Below are 549 nucleotides of genomic sequence, written 5' to 3' on the forward strand. Positions count from 1 at the left end.
TATCGCCACCAGTTGAACCACCACGCTCACCGGGGTTATAGCCTGGCAGGTCAATAAAGGCCAAATTACGGCATGACTCCATGGGAACTTCAAGTGAAATAAAAGGCAACAAATCTCGAAGATTAAAACCAAACTCTTCAACAAATTTGTGTGATAAACGGGAATAAATATGCTGGGGTATTTCAAAGCACCCACCCCCGGATGGGTAACCGCTAACTACTGGCTTGTCCGCATGAAAAACGTAGGTGGGAATGGCTGTCACAGGCTCAATCCCAATAGGGAGACTGACATCATCACTCAAGAAAAGGCTGGTTATAAATGAAGACTTTCCGCTACTAAAACCACCCGCCACAGCTACCACAGTTCGCTCTGAGAACGAGCTAAGCGACTCCGAGAGTCGAAACTCATCATCCGCCGATCTTATTCTCATCATCTGCTCTGCCTCATTCGTCACTACTGCAACCCGATTAATAAGCGGCAAGAGCTGATGATCAACCAAGCGGCGAAATTCCAAATAGCGATCAGACAAAGACGTCATAGGAGAAGTGG

Annotated in this window: 1 protein-coding gene; it reads right to left on the reverse strand. The window is 47.0% G+C overall.

The window, feature by feature from the left end; all coding sequences use genetic code 11:
- The coding region (locus A3754_RS25935; protein ID WP_197468454.1) for a dynamin family protein at positions 1-529 on the reverse strand (529 nt) is incomplete at its 3' end.
- Positions 530-549: the final 20 nt, after the last annotated feature.

Source organism: Alcanivorax sp. HI0083, from assembly GCF_001635175.1.